17 protein-coding genes are annotated in these 11,767 nt (G+C 40.4%); 10 read left to right on the top strand and 7 right to left on the bottom strand.

All coding sequences use genetic code 11. The features are described from left to right. The first annotated feature begins 55 nt into the window (after positions 1-55). The gene (locus NKMY2_RS08415; RefSeq protein WP_042687024.1) at positions 56-385 is read left to right on the top strand and encodes a winged helix-turn-helix domain-containing protein; all 330 of its coding nucleotides are present in this window, start codon (positions 56-58) and stop codon (positions 383-385) included. Here the strand turns inward: NKMY2_RS08415 and NKMY2_RS08410 are convergent. After that, a complete protein-coding gene (locus NKMY2_RS08410) occupies positions 362-742 on the bottom strand; it encodes a hypothetical protein (RefSeq protein ID WP_238549817.1) in 381 nt (126 codons plus the stop codon). The genes NKMY2_RS08415 and NKMY2_RS08410 overlap by 24 nt on opposite strands. Before the next feature lie 47 nt (positions 743-789). Continuing rightward, positions 790-1,269 (bottom strand): cupredoxin domain-containing protein, encoded by a 480-nt coding sequence (locus NKMY2_RS08405; RefSeq protein WP_052347671.1) that lies wholly within the window; start codon positions 1,267-1,269, stop codon positions 790-792. A 307-nt stretch (positions 1,270-1,576) separates the two neighbouring features. Here NKMY2_RS08405 and NKMY2_RS08400 point away from each other — a divergent pair, with 307 nt between their 5' ends. Genes NKMY2_RS08400 through NKMY2_RS08390 form a run of 4 tightly spaced genes read left to right on the top strand, consistent with a single transcriptional unit; the run spans position 1,577 to position 4,277 of the window. Next, positions 1,577-2,788 (top strand): S1C family serine protease, encoded by a 1,212-nt coding sequence (locus NKMY2_RS08400; protein ID WP_042687019.1) that lies wholly within the window; start codon positions 1,577-1,579, stop codon positions 2,786-2,788. 53 nt (positions 2,789-2,841) lie between these two features. Next, a complete protein-coding gene (locus NKMY2_RS10805; RefSeq protein WP_157832507.1) occupies positions 2,842-2,988 on the top strand; it encodes a hypothetical protein in 147 nt (48 codons plus the stop codon). Between the two features lie 17 nt (positions 2,989-3,005). Further along, positions 3,006-3,950, top strand: coding sequence for a COG1361 family protein (locus NKMY2_RS08395; RefSeq protein WP_238549816.1), 945 nt, complete (start codon positions 3,006-3,008; stop codon positions 3,948-3,950). 6 nt (positions 3,951-3,956) lie between these two features. Further along, the gene (locus NKMY2_RS08390; RefSeq protein ID WP_042687017.1) at positions 3,957-4,277 is read left to right on the top strand and encodes a cupin domain-containing protein; all 321 of its coding nucleotides are present in this window, start codon (positions 3,957-3,959) and stop codon (positions 4,275-4,277) included. Here NKMY2_RS08390 and purN read toward each other — a convergent pair. Then, the gene (gene purN, locus NKMY2_RS08385; protein WP_042687014.1) at positions 4,258-4,887 is read right to left on the bottom strand and encodes a phosphoribosylglycinamide formyltransferase; all 630 of its coding nucleotides are present in this window, start codon (positions 4,885-4,887) and stop codon (positions 4,258-4,260) included. The genes NKMY2_RS08390 and purN overlap by 20 nt on opposite strands. A 47-nt stretch (positions 4,888-4,934) precedes the next feature. Further along, positions 4,935-5,795, bottom strand: a complete 861-nt coding sequence (locus NKMY2_RS08380; protein WP_052347670.1) for a sensor histidine kinase — start codon at positions 5,793-5,795, stop codon at positions 4,935-4,937. Between the two features lie 173 nt (positions 5,796-5,968). On the opposite strand from NKMY2_RS08380, the gene NKMY2_RS08375 reads away from it, so the two are divergent. The 3 genes from NKMY2_RS08375 to NKMY2_RS08365 all read left to right on the top strand — a co-directional run bounded on the left by NKMY2_RS08375 (position 5,969) and on the right by NKMY2_RS08365 (position 8,244). Further along, positions 5,969-6,253, top strand: a complete 285-nt coding sequence (locus tag NKMY2_RS08375; protein ID WP_042687012.1) for a hypothetical protein — start codon at positions 5,969-5,971, stop codon at positions 6,251-6,253. A 3-nt stretch (positions 6,254-6,256) separates the two neighbouring features. After that, positions 6,257-7,030: a hypothetical protein gene (locus NKMY2_RS08370; protein WP_042687007.1), complete on the top strand. Its 774-nt coding sequence runs from the start codon at positions 6,257-6,259 to the stop codon at positions 7,028-7,030. A 206-nt stretch (positions 7,031-7,236) separates the two neighbouring features. After that, positions 7,237-8,244, top strand: coding sequence for a fused MFS/spermidine synthase (locus tag NKMY2_RS08365; RefSeq protein WP_052347668.1), 1,008 nt, complete (start codon positions 7,237-7,239; stop codon positions 8,242-8,244). On the opposite strand, the gene NKMY2_RS08360 is transcribed toward NKMY2_RS08365, so the two are convergent. Beyond that, on the bottom strand, positions 8,229-9,005 hold the full coding sequence (locus NKMY2_RS08360) for a hypothetical protein (protein ID WP_042687005.1): 777 nt from the start codon (positions 9,003-9,005) through the stop codon (positions 8,229-8,231). The genes NKMY2_RS08365 and NKMY2_RS08360 overlap by 16 nt on opposite strands. A 138-nt stretch (positions 9,006-9,143) precedes the next feature. Continuing rightward, on the bottom strand, positions 9,144-9,374 hold the full coding sequence (locus NKMY2_RS10800) for a hypothetical protein (protein WP_157832506.1): 231 nt from the start codon (positions 9,372-9,374) through the stop codon (positions 9,144-9,146). Between NKMY2_RS10800 and NKMY2_RS08355 the strand changes: the two genes are divergently transcribed. Continuing rightward, entirely contained in the window at positions 9,304-10,134 is an 831-nt protein-coding gene (locus NKMY2_RS08355; RefSeq protein ID WP_042687002.1) for a DMT family transporter, read from the top strand. The two genes, NKMY2_RS10800 and NKMY2_RS08355, sit on opposite strands and share 71 nt — an antisense overlap. Positions 10,135-10,306: 172 nt before the next feature. Continuing rightward, positions 10,307-10,915 carry a hypothetical protein gene (locus NKMY2_RS08350; RefSeq protein ID WP_042686999.1) on the top strand — a complete coding sequence of 203 codons (609 nt, stop codon included), beginning with the start codon at positions 10,307-10,309 and terminating at the stop codon, positions 10,913-10,915. Positions 10,916-11,123: 208 nt separating this feature from the next. Here the strand turns inward: NKMY2_RS08350 and NKMY2_RS08345 are convergent, their stop codons facing one another. Then, a complete protein-coding gene (locus tag NKMY2_RS08345) occupies positions 11,124-11,732 on the bottom strand; it encodes a hypothetical protein (protein WP_042686997.1) in 609 nt (202 codons plus the stop codon). Between the last annotated feature and the right edge of the window lie 35 nt (positions 11,733-11,767).

Genomic DNA, 11,767 nt, shown 5'->3' with positions numbered 1-11,767 from the left:
AAAACGGGATGGTCATTCCTAGAAGTTATTTATTCTCAAAGAGAATTGAAAAACTATGACCGTTACCAAAGGTTACCGTGACAAGATCTACATAATAAAAGACATAATTTTGCTTCTCGCCCAATATGGGGAACTGAATCAGACGTCGCTGGTAAGCTACAGCGGCCTGAATCTAAAAAAACACAAGCACATAATCGACGAATTAGAAGCGCGCCAAATAATTACAAAGACTGCTCTGCAAGACGGCAAACGCAAAATTACAATTTACAGGGTTACTGCAAAGGGGATGGAGTTTTGCCGAAACATCATAGAGCCGTACGAGGATCTGTTTCCAAGAAAAACAAACACCGACAGCAGTAAACTAGGTCTCCTGATCCTCGTCTAGATCAAAACTGGCTGATATTTTCTCGTCCAGTTTTTCTTTCTTTTTAATATAATTTGAATATCTTGAATTCCAAGACTTTAGCATTGCAAACTGTCGTATCCCCAAAACCAGCCAAATCGATGACACGATTATGACTGTGACAAGCAATATGACAAGAAATGTTCCAAACTCATCATACTCGTCGAGGATGAAAAAAAAGTGCTCATGTTTTACCAAATACACTGAAAGGCCTATTGCCAATGGTGCCAGAATCAGCGCAGAAATGGTAATCCCAAATAACATTTTCCTAGTTGTCTGTATCTGCTCTACAAACGATTCAATTACGTCTCTAATGCTGTAGTTCTCAGCGTCTTCCAATCCCAGTCCTCCGCATTGCAAGCCTATGTATTTTGCTGTGGTACAACCTACTTGCCTACCAAAATGGTGCCGTTCATCTTGGGGTTGAGCGAATCATAGTAGCTGAACCTTCCAGGTTTGTCTGCAACAAACGTAATTGACTGCGAACCAAAATGATCAAGGTCTTTCGTGTGGACGTTGAACTGGTCTATGTTAAAATTGTGTTTTTGGTGGTCTTCGTTAAGCACGTGTATTGACACAAGTTCGTTATTGTTGACCTCGATTGTGGGCGTAAGGTGTCCTCCGGAGCCTGAGAATCCCTTTCCTCCCTTGGTGGACGTGCTGACAAACGCAGGGCCGTTCTGAGAATTTACCACCTTGATGTAATGATTAGCTGGGACTCCTAACACTGGATACCTTGCATTAACTGGGGTTGAAGACATCAGTGCCGCATAGCCGATTCCAACCACCGCAAGTATGATGCCGCAAGTCCAGATTAATTTGCGTGAGCTAAACTTGTGATTTGCTTTATTCTTTTGCCTTGCCAACAGTACAAATGCGAATTCCTGCTATTTATCCGGTGATTAACAATGTTCACTGATATGGTGATGACGAGAACTGTCTTGGGTGTTTAGACAAGGGTTGGTATGGGTTATGGATTAGTTCTCGTCACACTTGGAATTGGGTAATCCTGGTATTTAGGGGCAAAGTAACAATGTTAATTCAGTTTTATCTATGCGGCTAAGAAAGTCGTCACTCGTGCAAGAATTCAAAAACATACAATTTCTACGCAATGGTTATAGGCAAAATCTGAGAATGTTCTCAATAATTCAGAAATAATCACTGGTGCAACAAATGAACAATCGAGAAAAAATCCAAATTTCGGCAATCGGACTTCTTTCAGTCCTACTTGTGTTTAGCGTTGCAACGAATCTCGGCCACACGTCTGATGCCGAACTGATTTCCACCGTACAAAAGAACGCAGACATAGTTGCACAAAACGATGACGCCTCTCTAAAAAACACAGTCTTGACTACCACAAATTCTGAGTCCGGCAAGCCAAGTTCATTGACTGCCATCTTCAAACAGGTGGAAAACTCGGTCGTTCAAATAACAAGCAAGGTATCGACAGTAAACGAAAGCGTCATCATAAACGGAAGCCCTCTTGAGAGCCAGTCTACAAGACTTGGCTCGGGATTTGTGTATGATAAGCTGGGCCACATCATTACCAATAATCACGTGGTTTCTGGTGCAAAAACAGTCGATGTCAGATTTGTTGACGGGAATATTTATTCTGCAAATGTAATTGGGACGGACCCGTTTAACGATATTGCGGTACTGCAAATAATCGACGACTATTCTGATGAACAGCTAAATCCACTCCCATTGGCAGACTCGTCCTTGCTCGATGTGGGACAACAAGTGATCGCAATAGGCAACCCGTTTGGCCTAAGTGACACCATGACCACTGGCATAATCAGTCAGATGGGCCGCATTTTGCCAAATCAGGGATCCGGATATTCAATATCAAACGTGATACAGACTGATGCTGCAATAAACCCTGGAAACTCAGGCGGACCGCTTTTGAACATGGATGGGCAAGTGATTGGAATAAACACTGCAATCCAGTCTACGACTGGAGAGTTTTCTGGGATTGGATTTGCAGTGCCGTCAAATACCATTAAGAGAATTTTACCCTCGTTGATTGAAAAGGGAACATATGCGCACCCGTGGCTTGGCGTGTCTGGAACAAGCCTGGTGCCAGACATTGCCCAAAAGTTAGGGCTTGCAAAAAACTACAAGGGCGTATTTGTCACAAGTACAATCAAGGACGGACCTGCGGCAAAAGCGGGCGTACAGGAGGCATCCTACAACATTAATCGCGAGGTAAAGAGCGGTGATGTGATAATAGCGCTAGATGGGTACAAGGTGCGTGATATTGATGACTTGATCATATACCTTTCTGAAAACAAAAACGTCGGCGATAAGGTGGTGCTACAAATAAACCGAAATGGGAACATACTGGAATTGACTGCCGTTTTGCAAGAAAGGGTGGCAACTAATTGACGCTTGCAAACTGAGTCGATAATTTAAATTCAAGATTTCTCATGACTCATTAAATGAAAAAGGACACAAACCCTATAGATAAAAATGGTTTTTCGGAGAGGTTTTTTGAGGAGCTTACCAAGGAATATGACAAGGCAAATACGTTTGCAGATAAGCAAAAAGAACTAAAACACAAACACACCCAGTCTACATTAAGATGAGAAGGCTTAGCCAATAGATGCATCGATCCAAAACCCTGTTTGCCCTTGCAGCGCTCTTACTGGCAACAATTACGTTCTATGGTGCCGATGCGGCAACAATAAGACAAACAATGGAAGGTGCCATGGATGTGACGATAACACATCCTGACTCTGTGATTGTGGGACGTGACTTTACGATTTCAGCGCTTGTTCAAAATAACGGATGGGAAGACAAACAGGACATAAAATTCACCATTACAAGTCCTGACGACTCGATTCTTGTAAACAATGGGACTCTGGTGATTGACCGACTTTCTACCGGGGGCTCGTATGGCGGAACAATCACCCTTGAATCTGCCGGCAGTGCACAGTTTGGAACTCATTATCTAAATGCCGTGTACTCACAAGTCTTGCTTAGCCATAATGAAACACCGTTGCCTGCAATGCAAAAAAACATCGCGATACCTATTGAAATAAAAAAACTGCCCGAAGTGCAGATAAACACTTCTGCGCCAGAATCGATATTTACAAACGCAGAGTTTCCTTTTGACGTGGAGATAATCTCAAAGGACATTGACATACAAAACGTGCTAGTTGAGATAAAGTCCCCAAATGACGTTTCCTTTAGGGGTCAGACAACGCATACCTTTTCAACAGTTACAAAAAATACTCCCCTTGTGGTCCATTCACAAATAGTGACGCCTCCATCTGAGGTCACATTGGAGCACAAACTGCCGTTTGAAGTATCCGTCAAATACACCGATGACACCGGAACTGAAAGAACAATATCAAAAACCGTGTCGCTACTGTTAAGACCGCGCACCTTCATGGAATTTACGACTGATGGGGGACTTTGGATTGGGGGCTTCTTTCTGGCACCGTACGTTAGCATCGGGACACTAGTTGGCATTCCTGGCGGCGCACTGTTCTCGCTTTTAATACACCGACTACAAAAGAAGAACGGCAAAAAACGAAAAAAGTGACTTTGCATGAAGATAGAATTTGACATAAAAAAATACATTGACGAGATTAGAAAGTCTGATGGGTACTTTCACACGTTTATCAATAAGCAAAACCTTGCAGCTGGGGTTTTGGTGCTAGAGCCAAACGAGGAAGATACCCAGGAACCACACGATTCAGACGAACTGTACTATGTGATTTATGGGGACGGATTCTTGAAAATAAACAACAGGGATTATGACATATCCGAAGGAAAGGCCTACTACGTTCAAAAGAACATACCTCACAAATTCTTTGGCAACAAAAAGGAACTAGTTGTCTTGTATTTCTTTAGCGGCCCTGACTCTTGATGATGGTCTTTCTTCCAGATATCCTGATCTTCCCCTCTGCAAATAACTTGACTGCTTGCGGGTAAATTTTGTGCTCCTTTGCAAGGATCTTTTTTGAAAGAGTTTCTTCAGTGTCGTCGTCTTTTACTTTGACTACTGCCTGCAGGATTATTGGCCCTGTGTCGACTCCCTCATCTACAAAATGAACCGTGCATCCTGAATATTTTGCGCCATATTCAACTGCCTGTCTCTGCGCATGCAGTCCTGGGAAAGAAGGCAACATTGCGGGATGGATGTTGAGCATACGGTTCTTGTATTTTCGTATGAACTCTGGGCTGATGATTCTCATAAATCCTGCAAGGCAAACAAGGCCGTTTTTTTCCGTAACTCCATGTCTTGAAAGAACTTGTATTATTTTTTTATCATAATCCCATCTGCTGCCTGGAAATCCTCTACTTTCAATGACCTCAGTTTTGACCCCCATCTTTTGTGCTATTTTGAGCCCGACTGCATCTGGATTATTCGATATCACTACTGCTGGGTTTATCGGAATTTTTTGTTTTTTGATTGCCTTGAGTATTGATTCCATGTTGCTTCCCCGACCGGAAATGAGTATTCCTAAACTAAGCAAATCTGAATTTTCTCAACTGTCAAACAATATTACTGTTTTATGTCTGTCTATATCTTTGGCAATCTTATGGTAAATGCAGTTCCTTTATTTACAATGCTGGAACAGTCTATCTCGCCGCCGTGGTTTTCTATTACTGCCTTGCAACTTGCAAGTCCGAGCCCAGTTCCGCTCTGTTTTGTAGTAAACAGGGGCTCAAAAATATGATCCAAGTTCCCACTTTCTATACCGCATCCGTTATCTATGATCTCAATTATCGTATCATCGTCTGAATCAAGAACTTGGATCATTATTTTTCCTTTATTCTCAATGGCTTGAATTGCATTTAGTATCAAATTTGAAAACACCGTCTGCATTTGCTTGACATCGACATAAATTCTGGCGTCTTGAGGCGGTAAAATCACCTGGATGTCTTTTGGCACGTCTATGTCATCGATAACTGTCTTTAGCAATTTGATCACTGAAACATCCTCTCGCATTAAATCCGCAGTCCTAACAAAGTCCAGAACATCCCTGATCTGCTGTGACATTCTGGCTACTGCTCTTTCTATTCGATTGTAGTTTTCTTTTGTTTTTTCATCTAGTTTGGGATCTCTTAGTCTTAGAATTTCCAAAGTGTTTTTTATTACAGCTAAGGGATTTTGCAAATCATGTGTTAGTCTTGATGATAATTCGCCAATTGCATACAATTTGTTTTTGCGTATCGCTGGTTCGCCTTCACCCAGTACTCTCTTTCCTGTTTTAGGCAAGTTCCTAAGCTCGTCCTCCTGCGCATTCTTTAGCATTCTAGCTGCGTCCTCCTGCGCATTCTTTAGCATTCTAGCTGCGTCCTCCTGCGCATTCTTTAGCATTCTAGCTGCGTCCTCCTGCGCATTCTTTAGCATTCTAGCTGCGTCCTCACTTGCACTCATCTTACAATCCTTGACCTTACGTTAGCGTACATGTACATAATCCGTATGATATTCATATGATATTTGGACTAGTCTGTTTTTTACAAACAACGTGAGCATAGTCTAAAATGCCTATTTCCATGAATGTCAGAACGAATAAAACAATCTCGTATGCATTAAGGTGGGTGGAACGCATGGATCCGATTGATGCTCAAATTAAGAGGGCACTAGTTGCCTTTGCAGTCGAAAAAGCACTCATTAACATGGGAGAGCCAGTATTTGAAAAGGTTGCAAAGACGCTCAAGGATGACTATAACTGCTATATTCCTGACTGCTATGAGCATCCAGAATATCTAAAAAGAATCCTGTCTGATTTGTATGGTAATGCCCATGTTGCGATAATCGTTTCTATAAAAAACAGCCTAGAGGAATTCTCTCAACATGAATCCATCAGTCGATTCATTTCCGTTTTAGAATAAAAAATGCAAACTGGTCTTGACGTTGCCACTGCAAAAAAATATCTAATCTTAGCACTAGTTGCCTGCGCATCAACAAACCTAATTTCTAATTTTGTTGGCAGTGATACTGCGATATTTGTGGGTAATGTGATGTACATCCCAGTGGCTGGAACATTTCTAATTGTGTCAATGTTGATGATATCTAGGTTCGGCACATCTGGGAATTTTGGACTTGCCTGGATTTCATTTGGGGGTTATGCGATATCGTGGTTCATTGCAGAGATGCTGTGGATTGTTCAAGAGCTGTATCTTAGAGTCGATCCGTTTCCATCATCTGCTGACATATTCTATCTTGTGGGATATCCGTTTTTGCTAATGTTTTTCATCGCATATTTGCAACCTGTGCGATTGGCAATTACAAAAAAAATGTTTATTGCGGCATCCTCCATTGCGATGGGGACTCTCATTCCAAGTGTGTATCTTGCCCTTGAGCCAAGCAAAAGCTCTGATCTACTACAACACAGTCTATCTGTAATTTATCCAATTTTTGATGCGTTGATACTAATCCCTGCATTGCTTGGGGTTGCATTATTTTTCAAAGGCCAAGTGAATTTTACGTGGACCCTCATGTGCTTGGGCGCGATTTCAGTTTTTGTAGCGGACACTGCTTTTTTGTTTGCGCAAAACGAAGACTCGTACTACACTGGGAACCCGATGGAAATCCTGTTTTACTGGAACTATATTCTTCTTACATTTGGCGTATATGGGCATATGAAATTATTTCAAAGGTCAAGGTAAGGCAATGCTCAATATCGGTAGTTGCTCTTTTCGCCTAGTCATATGCCATTACCTCTGATGCTACCAATTTGTTTTTTCACACAAACATTAGCCATTAAAGATAAAAAACACTGAAAATCGCCTCAAAATGGGGTTTTTTCAGGTAAAATTAACAATTTAAGACAAATGGAGAACTTTAATAATTATGTTTTTACACTCATTTTCAAATGTGGAAATACGTTGATGTTGGGGATGGGGAAAAAATCTTTCATAAAATAGATGAGTTCGTTCTTTCAAAAAAGACGAAATACCAATTACTGGAAATTGTTAAAACTCGGGACTTTGGCACTGTCTTGTTTTTGGATGGTGACCCCCAGTCTTCAGAGATAGATGAGCACGTTTTCAACGAATGCCTAGTTCATCCTTCCATGGTATCTAACTCAAAACCAAAAACCATTTTTATCGGCGGAGGTGGTACTGGCCTGACATTGCGTGAGGTCCTGCGTCACAATACTGTTGACAGGGTCGACATTGTGGACATAGACAAGGAGGTGGTGGACACCTGTAAAAAATTCTACAATTATGCTGCCGAGTCATTTTCAGATTCCCGTACAAAGTTATACCATGAAGACGCAAGGCAGTTTCTCTCAAGGACTGATTCAAGTTATGACTGCATATTTTTAGATACGACGATGCCCCATCACGAAGACATTGCCGCTCCCCTGTATAGGAAAGAATTTTTTGAGATAGTGAGCCAGAAATTAAAGCCTGATGGAATATTTGCAACTGCTGCAAATTCTGCCGATTTTAGACATGCTGCAAGATTTGCCTCTGTGGTAAAAACATTACAGGATGTCTTTGCCTTTGTAACTCCATATGTCGCATACGCCCCCCTGTTTGGACAAGACTGGGCATTTGTAACTGCGTCAAACGTATCTGATCCCTCTAAACTAAGACCTAATGATATAGACAAGAGACTTGTAGCAAACGGCTGTGGCGAGTTGAATTTTTACGACGGAATTACTCATCAAAAAATATTTTCACTTGACAAAAAACTACGAAGTATTTTGGATGAGACTGGCCACGTTTTGACTGATTCTATCCAAACTAGAGATGAAATCTTTGTGCCAGAACTACCAGAATCTTATCACTTTGAAAATTATGTGAATTTGGTTGACTTGACCTTGCATTCCAACCTGATAAAAGTCACAAACGCCCCTCACAAGACCTTTTGATGCCTGTATAGTGAGTAAACGATGACCATCCACCCTGCCTGCCAGAGGGCATTTACAATGTGCGTATCTGTATACTGACCAAATATTTCAAGATAATAATACCAGATGTCTGCAAACGTGTGGAAAAATAGCCCTACTGCGAGAAGTGACCAAACTACTGCCAATGCACTGTGTCTAAATGATTGGGCGCCCAAAATTGCAAATGAAATTGACGTGGAAGCTATTGAGACGAAGATCAGGCTATAGTAATAATGAAAATTAGTTCCCTCAGATGAGATTGCCAAATACGAATATGCGCTGACAATGATGACTGGGATCGCAATCATCCATGCCTTTGTTTTTTTGGTTATCTTGACTTCAAAACCTCTGATATTTGTTATCATGTGGTATATTGCAAACGGGTAAAATGCAAAATAGAAAATATCTGCAACAGACGGATATGGTTCTATAAATAAAATATTTTCAAAAATTTGCCACAGGACTTCTGCAGTAAACCACATCGCAAATGCTACCCCTAATGCAAAATACGCCCTTCCAAAGATTTTGCCAGGCCAATATAGTTTTGAAATAATAAAGGCAGATATCATGACCACCAACTGTAGAGATAACTCTGCTATGTCGATGGCGTTGAATTCTTCCGTTATGTCCTTAATTGCGTTATTTACAACATGGTATGCTAAAGTTAGGCACAAGATTACTGCCAATATTTTATAGTCAATTTTCCCCCCAAGCCTTGGGCTTGCATTTGACTCCGAACTCATAATTATGTCTGGATTAAATCTGTTTAATAATGTGAGCTTAACGTCTTGTGTGGCTGTTTTATGAGATCTTGCATCTACACGTACTGCCTTAGGCGGTATTATGTTATTATAAAATGATCATCTTAAATCTCTGAATAACTATTTCCAATTATGGAAATGGTGAATTAATCTGATCTCTTCGTTACAATTCACAAAGACTCGTTCTGTCTTTTCTAGACTACTTACTATCAAAACCTCTACTGCTATTGGGTTTGTCGTTGCCATTCTCTCTGCCGCTCTGTCCTCTCTGCCTGACGTTGTGTCAAAACCAATAGTTGATCCAAACGTTAACGGAATTGCACCAATTGAGCCGCTCATGGTTGTCTTCATTATGTATATGGCAACTGGCCTGTTTTTTACCCCTATTACAAAATTACAAAAATCGGTGGCACCAATTAAAAAATCATCTTACGCTGTTCTTGTAATTTACGGTGTGGCATCTGCCTGTTCGACTCTTGCTTTCTCTTTTGGACTAAAGGAAACAAGTGCAACAAATGCCTCGATCCTATCTAACAGCGAGATAGTTTTTACAGTGCTAATAGGAATGATTCTCTTCAAAGAATACCTTGCAAAAAAAGAGATTTTGCCATTTGTACTCATAGCTGCGGGCGCCATTATTCTTCCAATTGGCTCAGACATATACGAACACAGGTTTTCATTTTCAGAATTTGTTTTCGGCGACATCATGATTGTAATTTCTGGATTCATATACTGCCTGTGTACTTTTATCGCAAAACATGCAGGTAATGTGAAAACCACACGCGTCGTACAAATCATGTCTTTGTCAGGTGCTCTTTTTTGCTTTGCGATGATGCTAGTTTTCCAGACTCCTTTGTCAATTGACCTGTCTGCTCTTCCAATACTTTCTTTTGTTGGTATTGCTGGAATCGGCGGTAGCGTTCTATTTTTTGTAATGGCCGTTAGGCTGATAGGCGCTGTTAGAACTATTCTGATTTTTTCATCAGCTACTGTTTTTGGGGTTGTATATTCTGCAATCTATCTGTTGGAATCTGTCGATATATTCACTGTTTCATCCCTTGGTATTGTGACTGTGGGGCTGTACCGTCTTAGGTACAAGTTAGCTGCCTAAATCCAAAAACTATGGCATGAAAGGTCCATGATTCGCCTTGCCGGCTGCGTTTTGTTCGATCTACCCGATTCATACGTGTGCCTGTTGCCAAGTTTGGAAATATCGTGACTGCGTTAAGATCCTGTGTAGTCTTTTTGGAAATAGTAATATACCATAAAGGTGTTATGTAGTCATGGTAGGCATAGACAGGCTACTGTCAAAGTCGTTAGATACTGTAATTAGGGAAAATCTTGGTTCTAGAACTGTCCAAAAAATCGAAAACAGACTGGTTGAAAAATATGGCATAACATTAAGTGAATCAATAGAGCAATTTCAAAAATTAGACTCCGTCCTGAGGGAATTCTTTGGATCAAGCGCAGATGGCTTGGAAAACAAGTTCCTCAGAAACGTTTGTGAAATCAAACTAGTGGGAGGAGAAAAACATGTTTACATTGAAAATTCATCATTGACCAAAATAATACTAGAGTCCTTTGGTGATGATGACAAAAAGAAGATTTTGGGTGTCATAAACGGAGAATCTATGATCATCTCAGAGATAATCGAAAAATGTGACATTGCACAAACTTCTGGATACCGAAAGATAAATTCGCTAATAGATGACGGATTGCTTGTTCCATCCGGATATGTTTCTGCAAGTGATGGCAAAAAAGTCACAAAATACAGATCCATTTTTAACAACATAAACATCGAGATTGTGAAAAACAAAATAAATGTCTCACTCTATCTTCCAAAAGCCGACTTTGAGACTAGTTCAATCTTGACTGTGTGTGCCCAAAACTAATCTTTCTATTTCTTCCTTGATTGAAAATACTTGATCTTATACGCGCATCACAAAAACACGATTAATTTGTATTATTTTCAATTTCTATTTGCATAGTGTGCCTGTATTGGTTCTGTTTGCGACCTATGTTTTTCTATCGTAATGATATTTTTTAAAAACTACTAACGTGCTCTGACCTTCAACCGGCCAAACACAAATTCTGCTAAACTTATGCCTGTGTGCACACCGATAATACCGAACTTGCCTCAAACTCTTCTTTTGCTAATCTGATTGCTATCTTGACGTCGTTTCTTACAATTTCGATTTTGACATTATCGAAAACCGATCTGTATTTTGTGACTTTTTTGCCATCACTTGCAGAAACATATCCGGATGGAACAAGCAATCCGTCATCTATTAGCGAATTTATCTTTCGGTATCCAGAAGTTTGTGCAATGTCACATTTTTCGATTATTTGAGATATGATTAACGCATCACTGCTTAGGATGTCCATGATTCTTTTCTTGTCTATGTCCCCAAATGCCTCTAAAATGATTTTGGTTAGTATTGAATTGTTAATTAAAATCCGACTGTTGTCACTCGTGGTTTTAACATTACATATGTTTTCAAGAAACCTTTTTTCAAGCCCAACTGCCCCTGCACCAAAAAATTCCCTCAGGACGGAGTCTAATTTTTGAAATTGCTCTATTGATTCGGTTAATGTTATGCCGTATTTTTCAACCAGTCTATTCTCAACTTTCTGTATTGTTTTATCGCCTAGGTTTTCTTGAATAATGTGATCTAGGTGTTTTGATAACAGTCTGTCAAGACCTGCCACGCCTATGGGGCTCTATTATGATATATTATTATTTC

This window comes from Candidatus Nitrosotenuis chungbukensis (assembly GCF_000685395.1).
In the GTDB taxonomy this organism is placed as follows: domain Archaea; phylum Thermoproteota; class Nitrososphaeria; order Nitrososphaerales; family Nitrosopumilaceae; genus Nitrosotenuis; species Nitrosotenuis chungbukensis.
Note: the sequence above shows the minus strand (reverse complement) of the source record. Positions and strands in the feature narration are given on the sequence as shown.

Excerpts from the sequence above, each read along its gene's own strand:
- NKMY2_RS08350 (WP_042686999.1), top strand. The coding sequence starts at position 10,307 with ATGGTAGGCATAGACAGGCTACTGTCAAAGTCGTTAGATACTGTAATT.
- NKMY2_RS08365 (WP_052347668.1), top strand. The coding sequence starts at position 7,237 with ATGTGGAAATACGTTGATGTTGGGGATGGGGAAAAAATCTTTCATAAA.
- NKMY2_RS08360 (WP_042687005.1), bottom strand. The coding sequence starts at position 9,005 with ATGAGTTCGGAGTCAAATGCAAGCCCAAGGCTTGGGGGGAAAATTGAC.
- NKMY2_RS10800 (WP_157832506.1), bottom strand. The coding sequence starts at position 9,374 with ATGAAGACAACCATGAGCGGCTCAATTGGTGCAATTCCGTTAACGTTT.
- NKMY2_RS08400 (WP_042687019.1), top strand. The coding sequence starts at position 1,577 with ATGAACAATCGAGAAAAAATCCAAATTTCGGCAATCGGACTTCTTTCA.
- NKMY2_RS08390 (WP_042687017.1), top strand. The coding sequence starts at position 3,957 with ATGAAGATAGAATTTGACATAAAAAAATACATTGACGAGATTAGAAAG.
- NKMY2_RS08370 (WP_042687007.1), top strand. The coding sequence starts at position 6,257 with ATGCAAACTGGTCTTGACGTTGCCACTGCAAAAAAATATCTAATCTTA.
- NKMY2_RS08415 (WP_042687024.1), top strand. The coding sequence starts at position 56 with ATGACCGTTACCAAAGGTTACCGTGACAAGATCTACATAATAAAAGAC.
- NKMY2_RS08375 (WP_042687012.1), top strand. The coding sequence starts at position 5,969 with ATGGATCCGATTGATGCTCAAATTAAGAGGGCACTAGTTGCCTTTGCA.
- NKMY2_RS08380 (WP_052347670.1), bottom strand. The coding sequence starts at position 5,795 with ATGAGTGCAAGTGAGGACGCAGCTAGAATGCTAAAGAATGCGCAGGAG.
- NKMY2_RS08395 (WP_238549816.1), top strand. The coding sequence starts at position 3,006 with ATGCATCGATCCAAAACCCTGTTTGCCCTTGCAGCGCTCTTACTGGCA.
- NKMY2_RS10805 (WP_157832507.1), top strand. The coding sequence starts at position 2,842 with ATGAAAAAGGACACAAACCCTATAGATAAAAATGGTTTTTCGGAGAGG.